Source organism: Allobosea sp. (genome assembly GCF_051860145.1).
GTDB lineage: Bacteria > Pseudomonadota > Alphaproteobacteria > Rhizobiales > Beijerinckiaceae > Allobosea.
The window spans coordinates 133,807-153,296 of the sequence record NZ_JBHYEM010000012.1 but is presented as its reverse complement, the minus strand read 5'-3'; the positions used below and the strand labels follow the sequence as shown (position 1 = coordinate 153,296).

Annotated in this window: 21 protein-coding genes; 9 read left to right on the top strand and 12 right to left on the bottom strand. The window is 67.7% G+C overall.

The window, feature by feature from the left end:
• Positions 1–444 precede the first annotated feature (444 nt).
• Positions 445–1,314, bottom strand: coding sequence for a dienelactone hydrolase family protein (locus tag ACTIF2_RS19210; protein ID WP_439498706.1), 870 nt, complete (start codon positions 1,312–1,314; stop codon positions 445–447).
• A gap of 128 nt (positions 1,315–1,442) precedes the next feature.
• On the bottom strand, positions 1,443–1,952 hold the full coding sequence (locus ACTIF2_RS19205) for an OsmC family protein (protein ID WP_439498705.1): 510 nt from the start codon (positions 1,950–1,952) through the stop codon (positions 1,443–1,445).
• A gap of 112 nt (positions 1,953–2,064) precedes the next feature.
• On the opposite strand from ACTIF2_RS19205, the gene ACTIF2_RS19200 reads away from it, so the two are divergent.
• Both ACTIF2_RS19200 and ACTIF2_RS19195 read left to right on the top strand, forming a co-directional pair.
• Positions 2,065–2,358, top strand: coding sequence for a BrnT family toxin (locus ACTIF2_RS19200; protein ID WP_439498704.1), 294 nt, complete (start codon positions 2,065–2,067; stop codon positions 2,356–2,358).
• Positions 2,336–2,629 (top strand): BrnA antitoxin family protein, encoded by a 294-nt coding sequence (locus ACTIF2_RS19195; protein WP_439498703.1) that lies wholly within the window; start codon positions 2,336–2,338, stop codon positions 2,627–2,629. The genes ACTIF2_RS19200 and ACTIF2_RS19195 overlap by 23 nt, the downstream gene beginning before the upstream one ends.
• Positions 2,630–2,638: 9 nt before the next feature.
• Here ACTIF2_RS19195 and ACTIF2_RS19190 read toward each other — a convergent pair whose 3' ends face one another.
• From ACTIF2_RS19190 to ACTIF2_RS19180, 3 genes are read right to left on the bottom strand one after another with little or no spacing between them, the layout of a single operon-like run.
• Complete coding sequence (locus tag ACTIF2_RS19190) at positions 2,639–3,421, bottom strand: ABC transporter ATP-binding protein (protein WP_439498702.1); 783 nt, start codon at positions 3,419–3,421, stop codon at positions 2,639–2,641.
• A 12-nt stretch (positions 3,422–3,433) separates the two neighbouring features.
• Complete coding sequence (locus tag ACTIF2_RS19185; RefSeq protein WP_439498701.1) at positions 3,434–4,261, bottom strand: ABC transporter permease; 828 nt, start codon at positions 4,259–4,261, stop codon at positions 3,434–3,436.
• A gap of 20 nt (positions 4,262–4,281) precedes the next feature.
• Positions 4,282–5,256 (bottom strand): aliphatic sulfonate ABC transporter substrate-binding protein, encoded by a 975-nt coding sequence (locus tag ACTIF2_RS19180; protein WP_439498717.1) that lies wholly within the window; start codon positions 5,254–5,256, stop codon positions 4,282–4,284.
• A gap of 337 nt (positions 5,257–5,593) precedes the next feature.
• On the opposite strand from ACTIF2_RS19180, the gene ACTIF2_RS19175 reads away from it, so the two are divergent.
• From ACTIF2_RS19175 to ACTIF2_RS19165, 3 genes are all read left to right on the top strand, one after another.
• Positions 5,594–8,359: a [protein-PII] uridylyltransferase gene (locus ACTIF2_RS19175; protein ID WP_439498716.1), complete on the top strand. Its 2,766-nt coding sequence runs from the start codon at positions 5,594–5,596 to the stop codon at positions 8,357–8,359.
• A gap of 88 nt (positions 8,360–8,447) precedes the next feature.
• Positions 8,448–9,062, top strand: coding sequence for a nucleotide exchange factor GrpE (gene grpE, locus ACTIF2_RS19170; protein WP_439498700.1), 615 nt, complete (start codon positions 8,448–8,450; stop codon positions 9,060–9,062).
• Between the two features lie 3 nt (positions 9,063–9,065).
• Complete coding sequence (locus tag ACTIF2_RS19165; RefSeq protein WP_439498699.1) at positions 9,066–9,686, top strand: trimeric intracellular cation channel family protein; 621 nt, start codon at positions 9,066–9,068, stop codon at positions 9,684–9,686.
• Here the strand turns inward: ACTIF2_RS19165 and ACTIF2_RS19160 are convergent, their stop codons facing one another.
• The 3 genes from ACTIF2_RS19160 to ACTIF2_RS19150 form a co-directional block, all read right to left on the bottom strand.
• Complete coding sequence (locus tag ACTIF2_RS19160) at positions 9,687–10,310, bottom strand: alpha-ketoglutarate-dependent dioxygenase AlkB family protein (RefSeq protein WP_439498698.1); 624 nt, start codon at positions 10,308–10,310, stop codon at positions 9,687–9,689. It abuts the gene before it with no gap.
• A gap of 10 nt (positions 10,311–10,320) precedes the next feature.
• Positions 10,321–11,127 (bottom strand): 4-hydroxy-tetrahydrodipicolinate reductase, encoded by an 807-nt coding sequence (gene dapB / locus ACTIF2_RS19155; protein WP_439498715.1) that lies wholly within the window; start codon positions 11,125–11,127, stop codon positions 10,321–10,323.
• Positions 11,128–11,264: 137 nt separating this feature from the next.
• Positions 11,265–12,266 (bottom strand): Tim44 domain-containing protein, encoded by a 1,002-nt coding sequence (locus ACTIF2_RS19150; protein WP_439498697.1) that lies wholly within the window; start codon positions 12,264–12,266, stop codon positions 11,265–11,267.
• A gap of 225 nt (positions 12,267–12,491) precedes the next feature.
• Here ACTIF2_RS19150 and ACTIF2_RS19145 point away from each other — a divergent pair, with 225 nt between their 5' ends.
• Entirely contained in the window at positions 12,492–12,755 is a 264-nt protein-coding gene (locus ACTIF2_RS19145) for a hypothetical protein (protein WP_439498696.1), read from the top strand.
• A gap of 330 nt (positions 12,756–13,085) precedes the next feature.
• On the opposite strand, the gene ACTIF2_RS19140 is transcribed toward ACTIF2_RS19145, so the two are convergent.
• A complete protein-coding gene (locus ACTIF2_RS19140; protein WP_439498695.1) occupies positions 13,086–14,330 on the bottom strand; it encodes an amidase in 1,245 nt (414 codons plus the stop codon).
• Positions 14,331–14,638: 308 nt separating this feature from the next.
• Here ACTIF2_RS19140 and ACTIF2_RS19135 point away from each other — a divergent pair, with 308 nt between their 5' ends.
• Positions 14,639–15,775 carry an extensin-like domain-containing protein gene (locus ACTIF2_RS19135; RefSeq protein ID WP_439498694.1) on the top strand — a complete coding sequence of 379 codons (1,137 nt, stop codon included), beginning with the start codon at positions 14,639–14,641 and terminating at the stop codon, positions 15,773–15,775.
• Between the two features lie 3 nt (positions 15,776–15,778).
• Here the strand turns inward: ACTIF2_RS19135 and mepA are convergent, their stop codons facing one another.
• Complete coding sequence (gene mepA / locus ACTIF2_RS19130; RefSeq protein WP_439498693.1) at positions 15,779–16,726, bottom strand: penicillin-insensitive murein endopeptidase; 948 nt, start codon at positions 16,724–16,726, stop codon at positions 15,779–15,781.
• A 71-nt stretch (positions 16,727–16,797) separates the two neighbouring features.
• Here mepA and ACTIF2_RS19125 point away from each other — a divergent pair, with 71 nt between their 5' ends.
• Both ACTIF2_RS19125 and ACTIF2_RS19120 read left to right on the top strand, forming a co-directional pair.
• Complete coding sequence (locus ACTIF2_RS19125; protein WP_439498692.1) at positions 16,798–17,877, top strand: Bug family tripartite tricarboxylate transporter substrate binding protein; 1,080 nt, start codon at positions 16,798–16,800, stop codon at positions 17,875–17,877.
• A 116-nt stretch (positions 17,878–17,993) separates the two neighbouring features.
• On the top strand, positions 17,994–18,167 hold the full coding sequence (locus tag ACTIF2_RS19120) for a DUF3309 family protein (RefSeq protein WP_439498691.1): 174 nt from the start codon (positions 17,994–17,996) through the stop codon (positions 18,165–18,167).
• Between the two features lie 4 nt (positions 18,168–18,171).
• On the opposite strand, the gene lhpI is transcribed toward ACTIF2_RS19120, so the two are convergent.
• Together lhpI and ACTIF2_RS19110 are read right to left on the bottom strand one after the other, a co-directional pair.
• Positions 18,172–19,122 carry a bifunctional Delta(1)-pyrroline-2-carboxylate/Delta(1)-piperideine-2-carboxylate reductase gene (gene lhpI / locus ACTIF2_RS19115; protein ID WP_439498690.1) on the bottom strand — a complete coding sequence of 317 codons (951 nt, stop codon included), beginning with the start codon at positions 19,120–19,122 and terminating at the stop codon, positions 18,172–18,174.
• Positions 19,122–19,460 carry a LapA family protein gene (locus ACTIF2_RS19110; protein ID WP_439498689.1) on the bottom strand — a complete coding sequence of 113 codons (339 nt, stop codon included), beginning with the start codon at positions 19,458–19,460 and terminating at the stop codon, positions 19,122–19,124. The genes lhpI and ACTIF2_RS19110 overlap by 1 nt, the downstream gene beginning before the upstream one ends.
• Positions 19,461–19,490 lie beyond the last annotated feature (30 nt).

Below are 19,490 nucleotides of genomic sequence, written 5' to 3'. Positions count from 1 at the left end.
CAACCCTCGCCCGCAGGCGCCGCACCCACCCCGCCATACGACATGCCTCCGGTTGGCCGCCCCTCGGGGATGGGATGAAGCGGATTATAGGGGAGGTGCAGGAGGCGGGGATAAGTTGCCGCTTGATCCCCATTGGGAGCGGGAAGCGCGACAGACCCCCTCTCCTGGAAGGAGAGGGGCAGGGGTGAGGTGTAGGCCGTTGGACCAGTTGCGTGAGCGCCCACGCGGTTGGGTTCAGGCTAGCGTTTGCAGTCCGAACACCCTGCTCTCTCCCATCCGGGAGAGGGTTCCCCGCGCTCCACCGTCATGGTCGGGCTTGTCTCGACCACCCACGTCTTCGCACGGGATCGAGCGGGCGCGTTCGCGGCTGCTTCCGACCCAACGCGGACTCGCGTATCAACAATCGGATGGTCGTGCCGCGCTAGGTCCATCTATTTGACCCGGCTATCCGGCCAATTCCTTCCCAAGGAAATCACGTAGTTCGGATGTCGCTCGCTCGGTTGCCGCCTCGTCATATTTGGACCAGTGCCCGAAGACCTGACGTGGCTCTGCGAAAATGGGGAAGTTGAATGAATGGTACGCTCCTGGGAAGACGGTGAGCCTCAGGAGGTTACGCTCGCCGACCTGGCGCCGGGCGACTGCTTCACAGTGAGATGCGAGGGCCCAATCGTCTTTCTCGCCAATTAAAATGAGTGTTGGAATTGCCAAGGTGTCGGCAATGACCTCGCAAGACGGGTAGTACGTTGCAGCCGCCTTGAACCCGAGATCATCGGGCATGTCGTAAAGTTTTTTCTGCGATAGCGTGGCAATTTTTAGCGCGATCCCGCCTCCATGCGAATAGCCTAAAACAGCAACCCGCGTCGGATCGACGAAAGGCAGCTTCGATAAATACGCAAGCGCTCCGAATGCGTCCTCGACCCGAGGCGCAAGGTCGCGTCGCTCCCGCACGCAGGCGTCCTGCATGCCCCGTGGGGTAAAACTGTCCGGCGCCAGCACGACGTAACCCCAGTCGCGGATTGCTTCGGCCTCGCGTCGATGGAACGTACTCAACCCACCGCAACCATGCAGCATAACGATTGCCGGGTGCCTGCCTTCCCCTGCTGGCTTCGAGAGATACCCCGTGATCACAAGCCCCGGAGAATTCTCGCCACTTTCTCCGCGAGCCTTGGCACGTGCTTTCTGGAAATCGCTCAGGCGATAGGTGATCGATGGGAACTGGACGACGTCCTCAGCATGCGCATTCGTCGCCAGGACCAGAAGCAGCATCGTCAGCGAGGCGAGCGTGGCCAGCGATCGATTTGGAGACGAAGGCATATGCGATGCTCCCAGCGTTCATCGTGTCACGCCGAAGAGATATAACAAATCATTCTGGGGCAACGACCCAAGCACCAGCTAACCACCTAAATTGACATCGCCGGGCAGCGCCGGCTCTCCCACCGCGCTCAGACCTTGGCCAATGCCGCCGAGAGCTCCGGCTTGACGTTCAGCGTCTGGAACACGACGCAATAGCGCTCGGTGAGCTTGAGCAAGCTGTCGAGCTTCTCCTGCGGCGCATCGGTCTCGACGTCGAAGGAGAGCCGGATCGCCTTGAAGCCGACGGCAGCGTCCTTGGCGACGCCGAGCGTGCCGCGGAAGTCGAGATCGCCCTCGGCGCGGACGGTGCCCTTCTTCAGCTCGATCTCGAGCGCGGTCGCGACGGCCTTGAGCGTCACGCCGGCGCAGGCGACCAGCGCCTCCAGCAGCATGTCGCCCGAGCACAATTCCGCTCCGGACCCGCCGGTCGCCGGATGCAGGCCGGCGAGCGCGATGGCGCGGCCGGTCTCGACCTTGCATGCGATGTGCTGGTCGTCGAGCTCGCCACGGGCCTTCAGCGTGATGACGGCGGCATCGGGCGCCTCGCGATATTTGTCCTTGAGCGGGGCCTGGAGGGCGCGGAGGGCGGTGACATCCATGGGTTCTGCACCTTGCTGGGGAGTGAATTCGTATGATGCGGCCGGATAGCTCCTATCCGGAGTCTTGGCCAGTGAAGCTTGTCAAAATCTACATAATTATGTAGATTTACATATGGGCTCGAATGAACGCTGCTCGTGGGATGATGGCAAGCGAAGCCTCAATATCGCCAATCACGGCTATGATTTTGCCGATCTCGCCGAGGCTTTCGATGGCCGCTTCGCGTTGGTCCGCGAGGACAGGCGTTTCGACTATGGCGAAGACAGATACAACATGCTGGTGGAATTGCGCGGTCGCATCCTGAACGTGACTTTCACCCCAAGAGCCGGGCTGATGCACCTGATTTCGGTGCGACCCGCGAGCCGAGACGAAAGGAGCGTCTATCATGGCCAACACCAAGCAGAATAAGGCGCGCCCGCACGGCACGGACTGGAAACGCGTCGACCGTTTTACCGATGACGAGATCGAGACAATGGCGCAGGCCGACCCGGATAATCCGGCGACGACAATCGAGGACTGGTCTGAGGCCTTCATCGGCATGCCTCCGTTGAAGACCCCGGTGAATGCCAAATTCGACCAAGAGGTCGTCGATTGGTTCAAATCGCAAGGTCGGGGATATCAGGCCCGGATGAACGCCGTGCTGCGACGCTACATGGAAACTCATCGCAAGACCGGCTAGCGGGCTGCCTCACCACCACATCCCTGCCGTCTCGGCCGCCTTGTGCTGATGCGGCTCCTCGTCACGCAGCGAGCGGTCGAGCGTGCGCAGCGCCTCGCGCTTAATCGCCTCGAAGGCCGGCGAGAGCCGGTCGCGCGGGCGAGCGAGCGGGTTGTCGAGCTCGTCGAAGATGCGGCCGGGCTTTGGCTGCATCACGATGATCCGGTCGGCGAGCGTCACCGCCTCCTCGACATCATGGGTGACCATGACGACGGTTGGCCGGCTCTCCTCCCAGAGCGCCAGGAGATGCCCGTGCAGGCTCGCCCGCGTCGTCGCGTCGAGCGCCGAGAACGGCTCGTCCATCAGCAGCAGCTTGGGGCGGGTGACCAGCGCGCGGGCGATGGCGACGCGCTGCTGCTGGCCGCCGGACAATTCGCGCGGCCAGCGCTTCTCGTAGCCCGCCAGCCCGACGCGCACGAGCGCGTTGGTCACCAGCCCTTCGCGCGCGAAGGGCGTCAGATGCGAGAGACCGAAGGAGACATTCTCGGCGACGCTGAGCCAGGGAAAGAGCCGCGGCTCCTGAAAGATCACGCCGACATCGGCGCGCGGCTCCAGAATCGTCTCGCCGTCGAGCGCGACGCTACCGGCGCTCGGCCGGTCCAGTCCGGCGACGAGGCGCAGCAACGTGGTCTTGCCGCAGCCCGAGCCGCCGACAAGTGCCAGGATCTCGCCGGCGGCGACGTCGAGGGTGATCGCCGACAGCGCGTGCGTGCCGTCGGCATAGGTTTTCGAGAGAGTGTCGAAGCTCAGCATCGAAGATGCCTTTCAGAGCTTGTCGCGCGCCGTATCCTGCCAGGCGAGGAAGGGCCGCGTGATGGCGACGAGGAGGCCATCCGCCAGCTTGCCGAGCACGGCAAAGGCAATGATGGCCGCGATGATGGTGTCGGGACGGCCAAGCTGCTGGCCGTCCACGAGCAGGTAACCGAGGCCCTCGCTCGCGCCCATGATCTCGGCCGCGACCACGAACATGAAGCCGAGGCCGAGGCCGGAGCGCAAAGCCGTGATCCAGGCCGGCAGGATCGCCGGCAGCAGGACGCGCCGGACCATGGCGAGGCGGCCGAGCCGGAAGACGCGCCCGACCTCGATGATCTTGCGGTCGATCGAGAGGATCGCCGCCGCGACGCCGAGATAGACCGGGAAGAACACGCCGACCGCGATCAGCGCGACCTTCGAGGCCTCGAAGATGCCGAACCACAGGATGAAGAGCGGCACCCAGGCGATCGACGGGATCGCGCGCAAGGCCTGCAGCGTCGGATCGAGCAGGCCGCGCGCGACGGGCAAGGCCCCCGTCAGCGCGCCCAGAACGGTGCCGACGGCCGCTCCCAGCCCGAAGCCGGCCGCAACCCGCCAGAGCGTGGCTGCGGCATGGGTCAGGAGCTCGCCCGAGACCGCCAATTGCCAGAGCGTCCTGCCGACCACGCTGGGCGGCGGCATCAGCCGGCCATTGGCGAGGCCCGCATCGACCAGGAACTCCCAGAGCACGGCGAGCAGGACCGGCAGAAGCAGGCCCGCAAGGCCGAGGTTGCCGAGCTTCCGGCGCGGGGCCGGCCGCTCGGCCGCATTCGCGGCAGTCTCGATCTCCAGCGCGCTCATCGGTCCGGGCTAGCGCGGCATCACTTCCCGGCGGTGGCGAAGCGACGGTCGAGCAAACCGTCGACCGCCGCCTTCACGTCGGTCGTCGCCGGCAGGACGCCCGCTTCCTTGAGCGCGATGCCGGCCGCGAGAATCGTATCCGCCTGGGCCTGGCCGATCCTGGAATGGGTCAGCTCGGTGCGGGTGAGCTGACGCTCGATCACGGCGTCCGACAGCTTGGTATAATCGACCAGGACCTTCCTGAGCTCGGCCGGATTGGCGAGCGCATAGGCGCGGGCTTCCCCATAGGCGGCCAGCACCTTGCGGACTAGATCCGGATGCTCGCTGGCGAAGGCTTCGCGGACATTCAGGATGCCCCAGGTGTTGTCTTCGGCCTTGCGGTGGAACAGCTTCGCGCCGCTCTCGACCTCGGCAGCCGCCATCAGCGGATCGAGGCCGGCCCAGGCGTCGACATCGCCGCGCTCCAGCGCCAGCCGGCCATCGGCATGCTGGAGCAGCACGAGCTTGACGTCCTTCTCGGTCAGCTTGGCCTCGGCCAAGGCCCGCACCAGGAAGATATGCGGATCGGTGCCGCGCGTGACGGCGACGCGCTTGCCCTTGAGATCGGCGACCTTGGTGATCTCGCTCTTGGCGCCGGTGACCAGCGCCGTCCATTCCGGCCGCGAATAGACATAGATCGACTTGATCGGATTGCCGTTGATCCTGCCGATCAGGGCTGCGGCGCCGGCGGTCGAGCCGAAATCGATCGAGCCGGCATTGAGGAATTCCAGCGCCTTGTTCGAGCCGGCGGACTGGACCCAGCGCACCGAGATGCCGTCGGCGGCAAGCGCCTTCTCGAGGATGCCCCGCTCCTTCAGCACCAGGCTGACGGGGTTGTAGGTGGCGTAGTCGATGCGGATTTCCTTCGGCGCCTGCGCCTGGGCGGCGGTGGCGCCAAGGCCGAAGGTGGTGGCCGCGAGGCCGGCAATGATCAGACGGCGGCTGATGGTGGCGATGCTCATGATCGATCCCTGTTCTGGTCGCGCGAAGGGATCGGGACGGACCATGCCGTCCAGCGCCCCACGCTTTAGCTGCACTTGTTTCGCGCCCGCAAGCTGGTGGCTCAAATCGGCGCGTATCCGTCTTTTAGGTCCGATCGTTCTGTATGTCAAACAATCGCTGGGTAATTGTTGAATGGTATAATTCACTATTTATGCATGTGGAAATGCGGTTTCTGTGAATCCCGCTGCCGTGCTACCAGCGGGAGATTCATATCCGTCGCCGGACGGAATCGAGGATGAAGCGGCCGTGCCGACCAGCACCGATCAGCCCTATCTCGCGCTCGCCGACATCATCGCGAACCCATCCGCCGCCGTCGCACGACTGGCCAAGGGGTTGCGCAAGGCGGCGACCGGCGCCTTGCGCCAGGAGCTCGTGGCCGGCCTGCGCGGCGCGCTGGAGGAAGGACACGCCTCGGCCCGGGAGATCCTCGTCCAGACGCGCAACGGGCTTGCCTGCGCGCACCGGCTCTCGGCCACGATGGACGGGATCGTCACCTGTCTCCACGTCGCCGCGAGCGAGCATTTCTACCCCGCGGTGAACCCGTCCTCCTCCGAGCGGATCGCCGTCGTCGCCGTCGGCGGCTATGGCCGCGGCACGCTGGCGCCGGGCTCCGATGTCGACCTGCTCTTCCTGTTCCCGCACAAGCAGACGGCCTGGGGCGAGAGCGTGGTCGAGGCGATGCTCTACCCGCTCTGGGACCTGAAGCTGAAGGTCGGGCATTCGGTGCGCTCGGTCGACGATTGCATCCGCGAGGCGCGCGCCGACATGACGATCCGCACCGCGCTGCTCGAAGCGCGCTTCCTGACCGGTGACCGGGGCCTGTTCGACGAGATGACGCGCCGCTTCGGCGCAGAGGTGGTCGAAGGCACGGCGCCGGCCTTCACCGAGGCCAAGCTTGCCGAGCGCGAGGCCCGCGTCACCCGCGCCGGCTCGTCGCGCTATCTGGTCGAGCCGAACGTCAAGGACGGCAAGGGCGGGCTCCGCGACCTCAATACGCTGTTCTGGATCGCCAAATATGCGTACCGGGTCGAGGATCCGGAGGATCTCGTCGCGGCGGGCCTGTTCGACCGCAAGGAATTCCTGATGTTCCAGCGCTCGGAGGAATTCCTCTGGCGGGTGCGCTGCTGGATGCATTTCATCACCGGGCGGGCCGAGGAGCGGCTCTCCTTCGATCTGCAGCGCCAGGTGGCGACCGAGCTCGGCTATGCCGGCCGCAGCGGCCAGGCGCCGGTCGAGCGCTTCATGAAGGCCTATTTCCTCGTGGCGAAGGATGTCGGCGACCTGACCGCCATCGTCTGCGCCGCGCTCGAGGCGCGCCAGCAGAAGCCGCGCGCCAGCCTGTCGCGCCTGCTCGGCTCCTTCACCAAGCGCAAGCGCGTGCGGGCGCTCGGCCACCCCGATTTCACGCTGAAGAGCCAGCGCCTCAACGTCGTCGATCCCGATGCGTTCAGGCGCGACCCGGTCAACTTGCTGCGGCTCTACGAGATCGCCAGCCGCGACGACCTCGCCATTCATCCCGACGCCAGCCGGCTGGTGACGCAGTCGCTCAAGCTGGTGACGCCGCAACTGCGCAACGACCGCGAGGCGAACCGGATCTTCCTGGAGATCCTGACGGCGCGGCGCTCGCCCGAGGTGGTGCTGCGGCGGATGAACGAATCCGGGCTGCTCGGCCGCTTCGTCCCGGATTTCGGCCGTATCGTCGCGATGATGCAGTTCAACATGTATCACCACTACACGGTGGACGAGCACCTGATCCGTTCGATCGGCATCCTGGCCGAGATCGAGGCCGGGGCGCTCGAGGCCGAGCATCCGCTTTCCAACGCGATCTTCCCGACGATCTCCAACCGGCGGGCGCTCTATGTCGCGCTCTTCCTGCACGACGTCGCCAAGGGCAGGCCCGAGGACCATTCGCTCGCCGGCGCCCGGATCGCGCGCAAGCTCTGCCCGCGCTTGGGCCTCAGCGATGCCCAGACCGAGACCGTCGCCTGGCTGGTCGAACACCATCTCGACATGTCGACCGTGGCGCAGAGCCGCGATCTCGGCGACCCCAAGACGATCGAGAGCTTCGCGGCGATCGTGCAGACGCTGGAGCGGCTGAAGCTGCTGCTGATCCTGACCGTCGCCGACATCAAGGCCGTCGGTCCCGGGGTCTGGAACGGCTGGAAGGGCCAGCTCCTGCGCACGCTCTATTACGAGACCGAGATCGTGCTCGCCGGCGGCCATTCCGGCATCGAGCGGCGCGCCCGCGTCGAGCACAAGCAGGACGCGCTCAGGGAGCGGCTGACCGACTGGAGCGAGCGCGAGCGCGAGGGCTACGTGGCGCGGCACTACCCGGCCTACTGGATCAAGGTCGACCTGCCGCGCCAGGAAAAGCAGGCGCGCTTCCTGCGCCGGGCCGAGGGCGAAGGGCGCACCACCGCGACCCTGGTCGAGACCGACCAGTTCCGCGGGGTGACCGAGCTGACCATCCTGGCGCCGGACCATCCGCGCTTGCTCGCGATCGTCACGGGCGCTTGCGCAGCCGCCGGCGGCAATATCGTCGACGCCCAGATCTTCACCACGACCGACGGGCTCGTGCTCGACACGATCTTCATCTCGCGCGCCTTCGACCGCGACGACGACGAATTGCGCCGGGCCGAGCGCATCGCGGCCGCGATCGAGCGAGCGCTGAAGGGCGAGATCAAGATCGCCGACCTGGTCGCGCAGCGGCGGGCGCCGCCGCCGCGCGGCGCGACCTTCCAGGTGGCGCCGGAGGTGATCATCGACAACGTGCTCTCGACCCGCCACACGGTGCTCGAGGTCTCCGGCCTCGACCGGCCGGGGCTGCTCTACGACCTGACGACGGCGATCGGGAAGCTCAACCTCAATATCGCCTCGGCCCATATCGCCACATTTGGCGAGAAGGCGGTCGACGTGTTCTATGTGACCGACCTGACCAACGCCAAGATCACCGGCGCCGCACGCCAGCTCAGCATCCGCAAGGCGCTGCTGGAGGTCTTCGCCTATGATCACGAGAAGGCCCAGGCCGGGAAGGCGCGGGTGCCGGCCCGTGCTTGATTTCGCCGGCCACAAGCCCGATATCGGCCACGAACGCGGTCGCGCCGGGATGGCGCGGCCAGCCATTTGACACGAATTGGATGAGGCAATGACGCAGAAGCCTGCGACGGACGAACCGAACCCGGACCTGAGCGCCCAGGAGGCGAACGAGACCGCGCCGCGCGAGGCCACCCCTGAGACGCAGCTCGCCCAGGCCGAGGCCGAGCGCGACGATCTCAAGGACAAGCTGCTGCGCACGCTGGCCGACATGGAAAACCTGCGCCGGCGCACCGAGCGCGAGATCGCGGACGCCAAGGCCTATGCCGTGACCAGCTTCGCGCGCGACATGCTCGGCTCGGCCGACAATCTGCGCCGCGCGCTGGAGAGCGTCCCGGACGTCGCGCGCGGCGATGGCGAGGCGGCGCTCAAGGCGCTGATCGAGGGCGTCGAGCTGACCGAGCGCGACCTGCTCAAGACGCTGGAGCGCCATGGCGTGCGCCGCATCGATCCGCAGGGCGAGAAGTTCGATCCGAACCTGCACCAGGCGATGTTCGAGGCCCCCGATCCGACTGTGGCCAAGGGCATGGTCTCTAAGGTCGTGCAGTCGGGCTACAAGATCGGCGAGCGCGTGCTCCGTCCCGCCCTGGTCGGCGTCTCGGCCGGCGCCCCGAAATCGGAAGCGCCTTCGGGCGATGCCGATAACGGCTCCACCTCGAGCAACTGAGCCATGCTGGAGGCCGCCGGGGTCGCGGTCTTCGCATTGACGGGCGCACTCGTCGCCGTCCGCAAGGGCATGGACCCTTTCGGCTTCATCCTGCTCGCCACCGTCACCGGCGTCGGTGGCGGCACCTTGCGCGACCTCGTGCTCGGCCGGGCCGTGTTCTGGGTCCAGGCCCCATCCGACGTCATGCTCTGCACGGCTGTGGCGCTTTCGGCCTGGGCGCTCGCCTATTGGCGCCCCGGCTCCCTCGACGGCTGGGCGGCCAAGCGGCTGCTGATCTGGGCCGATGCGGCCGGGCTCGCGCTCTTCGCCGTCGTCGGCACGCAGAAGGCGCTGGTCGCCGGCGTGCCGATCCTGTCCGCGATCGCGCTCGGCGCGATCACCGCCTCCTTCGGCGGCATCCTGCGCGACATCCTGGCCGGCGACCGCCCGCTGGTGCTGTGGAGCCGCGATTTCTACGTCACTGCCGCAGCCACGGGAGCGGGCGTGACCGCGCTGCTCTCGAGCCTCGGTCTCGATACCATCGTGGTGATGCTGGGAGGGCTCGCCGCCGGCTTCGGCCTGCGCGCCGGCTCGATCCTGTTCGGCTGGTCGTTTCCGAGCCTGCCGGGGGCGGGCTCCGCCTGATCAGCCGGACGGCTTCGTCACGCGCCTGAGCGTCAGGTTGATGCGCCCGCCCTGCGGCAGCAGGGCCGACGATCCGGCCTGAATGCGGTCGATGCCGTGATAGGCGAGGCGTGCCTCGCCGCCAAAAAGCAGGGCATCGCCGGAGGCGAGCTTCAGCGACAGCGTCTTGCCGCCGCGGGTCGTGCCGCCGATGCGGAAAACCGCCGTGTCGCCCAGCGAGAGCGACAGCACCGGCGCGTCGAAATCCTGCTCGTCGCGATCCTGGTGCAAGCCCATTTTCGCGCTCGCCTCGTAGAAGTTCACGAGGCAGGCTTCCGGCGGGTGCGGATAGCCCGCGAGCTCGCGCCAGGCTTCGAGCAGGACAGGCGGCATCGGCGGCCAGGGCGCGCCGGTTTCGGGATGCAGCGGCTGGTAGCGATAGCCGGTCTCGTCCGAGACCCAGCCGAGCGTCCCGCAATTGGTCATGCGCACCGAGAAGGGCTTGCCGGTCTTCGGCATGCGCGGCGCGAAGAACGGCGCCTGCCGGGCGACCTCGCGCAGCGCCTCGACCAGCGCAGCCTGGGCCTCGGCCGAGAGATAGCCCGGCCAATGGACGACGCCGGGAGCGACCGAAAGCCGGGTCACGGCGCGGCGCTCACAGGGCGTCGAGGCCGAGCACGTCGGCCATCGAATAGAGGCCGGGCTTGCGCCCCCTGCCCCAGAGCGCAGCCTTGACGGCGCCCTGCGCGAACAGGCCGCGATCCTCGGCGACATGGGCGAGCTCGAGCCGCTCGCCGGCGCCGGCGAAGACGACCTTGTGGTCACCGACAACCGTGCCGCCGCGCAGCGCCGCAAAGCCGATCGCGCCCGGCGGGCGGATGCCTGTCTGGCCGTCGCGCGAGGCGATGCGATGCTCGGCGAGCGCAACCTCCCTGCCCTGCGCCGCCGCCTCGCCGAGCAGCACGGCCGTGCCGGAGGGCGCATCGACCTTCATGCGGTGATGCATCTCGAGGATCTCGATATCCCAGTCGGTGCCGAGCGTGGCTGCGACCTTGCGCACCAGCCCGGCGAGCAGGTTGACGCCGAGGCTCATATTGCCGGAGCGGATGATCGCGGCGTGGCGCGCAGCGGCCTCGAGCTTCGCCAGATGGGCCGGCTCCATGCCGGTCGTGCCGACGACATGGACGATGCGCGCCTGCGCCGCCAGGGCGGCGAAGGCCACGGTAGCGTCGGGCGCGGTGAAATCGAGCACGCCCTCGGCCTCGACGAAGGCCGGCAATGCGTCATCGGTGACTGTGACGCCGAGCGCCGGCAAGCCGGCGAGCACGCCGGCATCCTGGCCGAGCGCCGGCGAGCCGGGGCGTTCGATCGCGGCAGAAACCGTGCAGCCCTCGGCCTCGCTGATCGCCTTGATCAGCATGCGCCCCATGCGCCCGGCGGCGCCGACGACGACGAGACGCATGTCGGTCATGGGGAGAACTCCGGAAGGCAGGGGCGACGGTTGACGAGGCCTGCCTATAGAATGGATCGCGACCGGTCGAAACGAAAAACGGCCGGGGAATGTCCCCGGCCGTCGATTCAGTTTGCGGTGCAGCCGTGTCAGGCGGCCTGCTGGATGCCCGAGAGCTTCCAGGGCCCGCCACGCGAGCGCACGAAGGTCCAGTGCTCCGAGACCTCCTGCGGGGTGGTCGCGTTGCCGTCGACGACCCGCCCGGTGGCGCGCTCGGTCAGCGCGTTGATCAGGCTGAAGCGCATCGCCACGGTGGCGTATTCGAAGTTGTCCTCGCGCCAGGCTTCCGACAGGTCGCCCTGCAGCAGCTTGACGTCGGAGACGCGGTCGACCAGCCCCTTGCCGGCGTTCTCGGCGATGTCATCGGCGAAATAGCCGGCCATCTCGGGCGTCAACCGTTCGGCCAGCGCCTGCTGGTTCTCGTTCGAATAGGCGGTGTTGACCTCGCCGAGGAGCCGCTCGAAATGGTTGAAATCCTCACCCTCGAGCGTGATCTCGACCGGCTTGTTGCCGGCAGCGCCGCCGCCCATCGCGCCCATCGCCGCACCCATCATGCCGGCGCGGGGATTGGCCTGGGGCTGCTGAGCCTCGCGCGCCATCGGCCCGGCCGCGGTCGCGAGCTGCGGCTCGGAACGGCGGCGGAAGAAGCGGATGGCGAGGAAGATCGCGCCGCCGATCAGAGCGATCTGCAGCAGGAAGCCGAGCATGCCGGCCAGCGAAGCCAGGCCGCTGAAGAAGCCCGAGCCCGACAGCATGCCGAACAGGCCAGCGCCGAGCAGGCCAGCGCCGACGCCCATCATCAGGTTGCGCGCCATGGAAGGCCGCGCGGCCTGAGCGGCGGCTCCCGCCGCGCCGGCGGCCGGGCCGGCCATCGAGGGCGACGGCGTCGGAGCGGTGCTGCGCTGGAAGGGCTGCGCGCCATTGGGCGCGGTATTGGTCGGAGCCGGAGCCGACTGCGTACGCGTGCCGCGGCTGCCAAAGCCACCCTTGCCGCCACCGGGGCGGGCCTCGGCCAGCACGGGGACGAGCAGAAGAGCACCAGCGAGCACTGCGACGACCCGGCCACGCCGAGCAAGCGAAATCAAAGACATGGTTCCTCCCGGAGCCCCCTATGGGCCCTCTCGTCACGGAATATGGCCTCCGGCTCGCAGGAGAGCAAGGTCTATCGACTTAAGTCGTAGTTACAGAGTAACAATTCACCCGCTGGAGCGATCCCTTTAGCCGTGTTAACCTTGACCTTCGCCGTTCACCCAGCGGCGAGGGAGTGAGCCATGATCCGAATCGCACGGAGGCCGCACCACGACGGATCGCGGGCATTGCGCCGCCTCCTCATCGCATCCGCACTCGTCCTTGCGCCGTTCAGCAGCCTCAGCGCAGGCGAGCCGGCCATCGCACTCGATCCACCCAGGCTGGCGCAAGCGCCCGAACCCCTCTGCTTCTGCTGGAGCGACGGACGCAAGATCGCCGAAGGCACCAGCGCCTGCATCAAGACCACGCAGGGCCGGCGCATGGCCGAATGCGGGCGGGTCATCAACATGATGTCCTGGCGAGTGACCGAGAGCCCCTGCCCCGAGACCTGAGCGGGATCGGCCATAAAACGAAGAACGCCGCCGGGCTCCTGCCTGGCGGCGTTCTTGTCAAAGGCTCTTGTGGTCCATTCGACTTAAGACTGACGTCTGTCAGAACGCTCCCAGTACGATCGCAATCATGAATACGAAGGCCGCACCCATAACCAATCGGTCGAGACTTAGCGTGAGGCTCACCGCATCCTCCTCTGTCATTGACCTGTCACGAGGCTAGCAGAACTGACGATGGCCGCAAGGGGGCACGGACAAGGCAGAGGGGCGGCGGAGCCAATTGTATCCCTAATAGGGGGTTAACTTATTGAATTGATTTGGGGATGAAATGGATCATCGCATTGGTTCGACAAGCTTTTCGAGGGTCTTCGCCACAGCAATGACGCTTTCGTCGGCGCCGAAACGGCCGATGATCTGAACCCCGACCGGCAATCCGCGGGGCCCCTTCAGCGCCGGGATCGTCAGGCACGGCGTTCCCAGCAAGGTCCAGAGCCGGTTGAAGCGCGAGTCGCCGGTCGAGCCCAGCGTATCGGGTGCCTCTCCCGGCGCGGCATAGCTGACGACGACATCGACCTCACTGAGAAAGTCGCGGCAGGCATCGCGTCCGCGCCGCGACGACCGGCGCGCCTCGTCATATTGGGCCGGCGTCGCCGCCCGCGCGCCGTCGAGATAGGCGCGCAGCTTCGGGGGCAGCGCATCGCGATGCGTCGCGTATTCCCAGGCCAGCGCCTGCGTCGCCTCGAAATCCTGCAAGGGGCCGTGGGCGCGGAAGGCCTCGACCAGGGCTTGCGGCGTCGCCAGCTCGACGAGCTTCGCGCCGGCCTCGACGAAAAGCTTGCAGGCCTGGCTCAGCGCAGGCTCCGAGCCCGGCTCGGCCTCGCCCGCGAAATCCTGCCGCGTGACGCCGATCCGCAGGCCCTTGAGCTCGGCTGCCGGGCCGTCGAGTTCGGGACGGCCCGCGAGGATGGCGAGCGCGAAGCCGAGGTCGTCGGCGCTCGCCGCCATCAGGCCGACCGTGTCGAGCGACCAGGAGAAGGTCTTGACGCCGACCGTCGGCAGCAGACCGTAGGAGGGCTTCATGCCGGCGGCGCCGCAATAGGAGGCCGGGCGAATGACCGAGCCGCCGGTCTGGGTGCCGAGCGCCAGCGGCACCATGCCCGCCGCCACGGCCGCGGCCGAACCGGCGGAGGAGCCGCCGGGGCTCGCCGAAAGGTCGTGGGGATTATGCGTCGGCGCCGGATCGAGGAAGGCGAAAGCCGTGGTCTCGGTCTTTCCGGCGACCGTCGCGCCGGCAGCCTTGAGCGCCGTCGCGACAGGCGCGTCGGCGCGCGGGCGCCAGCCGTCATAGATCGAGGAGCCCATGCCGGTCGGCAGGTCGGCCGTGTCGATGATGTCCTTGACGGCGCAAGCGACGCCGGCCAGTGGGCCCTCGCCGGGCTCCAGCCGCGCAGGCCGGGCCGCGAAAGCACGAATCCGGGGTTCCTTCGCATCGATGCGGGCCGCGCAATCGGCGAGAGCAGCCGCGGCGTCCAGCGCGCCGCTCGAGACCTGACGGGCAATGGCGCGGGCGGAGAGCATGGATGATCCTCGGCAGGGCGGGAGACAATGGCGAGCGCGATGCTGGCATGATTTCCGTGGCCCGTGATAGCGGCGGAGCTGACCATTCACGCATGACGACGATGCGCGTTCCGGAGCTTCGGCCCGGCCGCAGACATTGTTCCGAGCGGCACACGCGACCTGAGAGTTAACAGATCCGGCCCTCCTGTGGGGGCGCGCGGACGCCGCTAACGCCCGGTTAACCGCCTCGCCAAAGTTAATCCTGCTGTGGCGGCCGGGGCTCACTCGGTTGAGAAAGCGTTCACCAGACGGGTCGCATTTGAACGGTCATGCGACGCGTTCATCTCGCCCTCATCGCTCTTGGCCTCGTCGGCGCCGCCGGCCTCGCGGGCTGCGGCAAGTTCCAGAAGCCGCAGCGCGCGGCCTGGCGCGACCAGGCCGAAGCGACCTGCCTGGCCTCGCGCCAGGTGCCGCTCTCCTCCTATGTCAGCCTGCGCGAGAAGCCGATCGACGGCCCCGGAACCTGCGGCATGACCAGGCCGCTGCGGGTCTCGGCCTTTTCCAGCGGATCGGTGCGCCTGACCAGCAATGCCACGCTGGGCTGCCCCGTCGTCGCGACGACGGATAAATGGTTCGCCGAGGTGGTGCAGCCGGCGGCGCAGAACGTGCTCGGCGCGCAAGTGATCGAGATCAGGGCCGGCTCCTATTCGTGCCGTGCCATGAACAACGGGTCCGGTACCAGCCGCACCTCCGAGCATGCCTATGGCAATGCCGTGGACGTCTTCTCCTTCCGGATGAATGACGGCCGCAACATCACCGTCAAGGATGGCTGGCGCGGCTCGCCCGAAGAGCAGGCCTTCCTGCGCGAGATCTTCGTCGGCGCCTGCCAGCATTTCTCGACGGTGCTCGGGCCCGGCGCCGACATGTTCCATTACGACCATTTCCACATCGACCTGGCGCGGCACAGCAAGGGCCGCCACATCTGCAAACCGGTGATCAAGTACACCCCGAATTACGACCTGCCGCGGCCCGATCCGGCCCGCAACCTGATGGCGGCGCAGCCGCCGGCGCAAGACAGCCTGCCGCCCATGGTCGCGGGAGCCTCCGGCGACCTCATGCGCCAGCCGAGCGACGGTCTGCGGCCACCCGGAGCCGTCTATAGCGGCTATCCGGTCGCGAATAATCGGGGTGGACAGAGCCTCGATGCGCAGCGGCACTATCTCGACCAGCAGCCGCCGCAGGCCTCGCCGCGCTACCAGCCGGAAACGCCGCCGAGCGTGGCGCGCGGCCCGCTGACCCTGCCCGGCTCGGTTCCGCCGACAGAGGAGCTGATCGTCGGCGACGATGACGGCAACGGCGTCGTCGACATCCAGGGCGAGGAACAGGCGCAGCCAGAAATCTCGGCGGATAACGATCCGTTCGCCTATGGCCGCACGCCCAGCCGGTCCAGTCCGCCCCGCTACTGAGCCTCAGCGCGAGACCAGCACCTGCCGGCATTCGGCCGGCAGCGCATCGAGCGACATCGGCGGCTTGGGCTTCGGTTTCGGCCCCGGGCGCGGCGGAGGCGGGTGGAAGATCGCCTTGTATTGCCGCTCGATCCAGCCGTTCAGCTCGGCGCCGCAACCATCGCCGAAATCCGGTGGTTCCTGGCCCGAACAGCCGGCCATGCCCGCCGGGCAGCTCATCCGGATGTGGAAATGGTAATTGTGCCCCCACATCGGCCGGACCTTCTTGAGCCAGTCGCGGTCTGACCCGGCCTCGCGGCAAAGCGCGACCTTGAGTGCCGGATTGACGAAGATGCGCTCGACACGCGGCTCGCTCGCGGCCGCCTTGATCAGCCTGGTATGGGCAGGCGTCCAGTTCTTGGGATCGACATCGCGCCAGTCGGCGCGGGCCATGTTCACCGCCGACATGTTCTCGCGGTCGTCACGGTCGAGCTTCTGCTTCGGCATCGGGGTCAGCCAGATATCGGCATCCAGCCCGATCTGGTGGGACGCATGGCCGGTCAGCATCGGCCCGCCGCGCGGCTGCGAGATGTCGCCGACGAGCAGGCCGGGCCAGCCGGTCAGCTTCGGCACGCTGCGCGCCAGTTTCTCGAGATAGGCGATCAGCTCCGGGTGGCCCCAATTGCGGTTGCGGGCGAGGCGCATGACCTGCCAGCTCTCGCCGTCGATCGGCAGCGCGGCCGCTCCCGCCATGCAGCCGCGGGCATAGGAACCGATGGCGCGGGCCTGCATGCTGGCGGGCGTCGTCTTCTGGCCGAACAGCGCACGCGCCGCCTCGGGATAGGCCGCGATATTGGCGGCGCGGCGCTTCGCCTCCTCGTCGGCGGTGGACTGGGCGTGAACGACGGAGGAGGCCAGCGCGGCTAGCAGCACGGCTGACGCGGCGGCGATTCGGCGATTCGGGCTGCGCATCGCATCAGAACGCCGGTTTTTCCGGGACCGGTCAAGCGGCCGGCGAGCCGCAGCCATCCAGGCCGGCCCTCATGGACAAGACCGACGCGAGACGGCAGCTTGCCGACCCGCAGCGATCCGGCCTCCGGCTGGAGAACGGCCGCGCGGCACCGGAGGAGAAGACGAGCATGACGAAATCCGTGATCGATCGCCGCGCGCTGCTCGGAGGGCTCGGCGCGAGCCTCGCCCTGTCGGGCAAGGGCTCGGCGCAGGCGCCCTGGCCCCAGGGCCGGACGCTGAAGCTCGTGGTGCCGTTTCCCCCGGCGGGCGCGACCGACGTGCTCGGCCGGCTCGTCGCCGACAAGCTCGGCCAGAGCTGGGGCACCAATTTCGTGGTCGAGAATCGGCCGGGCGCCGGCGGCAATATCGGCACCGACGCGGTCGCCAAGGCAGAGCCGAACGGCGACACCCTGCTGATCGTCTCCGTCGGCATGGCGACGAACCAGTATCTCTACGCCAGGCTCAACTACGACCCCGCGAAAGACCTCGCGCCGATCACCATGGTCGCGCTGGTGCCGAACCTGCTGGTCGTCAACAAGGATCTGCCGGTGAAGGACGTTGCCGAGCTCGTGGCCTATGCCAAGGCCAATCCCGGCAAGCTGACCTATGGCTCGTCCGGCGTCGGCACCTCCGTCCACCTCTCGGGCGAACTCTTCCAGAAGCTGACCGGCACGAAGATGGTGCACCTGCCCTATCGCGGCACGGCGCAAGCGACCCAGGACCTGATCGGCGGGCGCATCGACCTGATCTTCGACAACATCACGCAGGCCTTGCCGCATGTGCGCGCGGGCTCGATCCGCGGCCTCGGCATCACCACGGCGAAACGCTCCGCGACCGCGCCGGACTTTGCGCCGATCGCCGAGACCGTGCCCGGCTTCGACGTCTCCTCCTGGTTCGCCCTGTTCGCCCCTGCGAAGACGCCTCAGGCGATCATCGACAAGATCCATGCCGACACCAAGGCCGGCCTCGCCGACCCGGTGATGCGCGGCAAGATGGACCTGCTCGCCGCCGAGCCGGTCGGCAATACGCCGGCGGAACTGGGCGCCTTCCTGCAGGCCGAGATGAAGAAATGGGGCGACCTGATCAAGGAGGTCGGCGTCAAGGTGGAGTAGGCCGCCCCGGAATTGGCGCCGCCGCCTCAGGGGAACCGCCTGCACCGCCGCGACGTTCTCTCCCCACATCCGGCCGCTCGCGGCAGCGCGATGCGGATCAGAAAAAGGGGCGTCCCATGTCCACACTTGTGATTGTGCTGCTGGTGATCCTGCTGCTCGGCGGCGGCGGGTATTACGGCCATCGCAGCTATGGCAATGCCGGGCTCGGCGGCGCGGTCGGCGTGGTGCTGGTGGTCGTGCTCATACTCTGGCTGCTGGGCGCAATCGGTGGCGCACCGGTGAGGGTCTGATCCCTCACGCAGGCAAGCTGTTCTCCCAGACCGCGGTCGCGGCGGCAAGGTCCTCGATCGAGACGCCGACCGACTTGAACAGGGTGATCCCGCCATCCTCGGCGGGGCCGGGAATGGCGCCACGGCAAAGATCGCTCAGGGTGCCGGCGATCCTGTCGGCGCTGTAGTCGCCGTCCCGGATCGCGACGGCGACATCGCCGCCCTCCTCGATCGCCTTTTCGCTGTCGATCACGACGCGGGCCCGGTTCAGGGCATCGGCATCGGCCTCGCGCATCTCCATGGTGAAGGCGCCGATGAGGTCGAGATGGGCGCTGCGCTTAAGCCAGTGCCCGTGGATCAGCGGCTCGGTGGCGTTGGTGGCGCAGGAGATGATGTCGGCCGTGCGCGCCTCGCCCTCGAGATCGGTCGCGGCGCGCGCTTCGATCCCCTCGCGGGCCAATGCTTCGACGACCGCCTCGGCGGCCTCGGGACGGCGCGCCCAGATCGCGATATCGGTCAATGGCCTGACGCTGCGATGCGCCTTGACCAGGAAGGGCGCGAGCGCGCCGGCGCCGACCATCAGCATTTTCGAGGCCGTCTCGCTCGCCATGTAGCGGGCGGCGAGCGCCGAGGCGGCCGCCGTGCGCCAGACCGTGAGGCGATTGCCGTCGAAGACGGCCAGCGGCTCGCCGGTATCGCCGTCCATCAGCAGATAGGCGCCCATGACGCCGGGCAGGTTGCGCTTGCCGTTGCCGAAGAAGACCGAGACGACCTTGGTGCCGATATAGCCCTTCTCGACCGAGGGCGCGCTCCAGGCCGGCATCACCAGCAGGACCCCCTTATCGCCGGGACGCTCGATCGCGTAGTGGTTGCGCGGTGGCATCACGCCGTCGCTGCGGAAGGCCTCGGCCAGGGTATCGATGAGAGCCGGAAAACTGAGAGCCGCGTCGATCTCGTCGGCGCTGAACAACCGCATCAATTATTCCCGCGCGTCAAAGCCGGGAGGGCCGAATCCGGCACAGCGGCGCGCAGCGATTGCGCTTCGCCGCGCAGCACCTCAGCCTCGCGGCGGTTGCGCCGCGCCGCCTTGCGATGCTTGCCCTGCGCCAGCCAGGACGCGAGGCCGCCGATCAGGACGCCGACGGCAATCGCCGCCAGGACGACGGCGAAGAGCGGCAAGTCGAAGGCCAGCACCGGCGCGTCGCGGCTGATCGGATCGAAGGAGACACGCACGGGCGCGCGGTTCGCGACCGAGAAGAGCACGATCACGAGCGCGACCGGCACGAGAATCAGCGCCTTGAAGAAGGCTTTCATCGGTTTCTCCCTGCCGGCCGGGTCAAACGT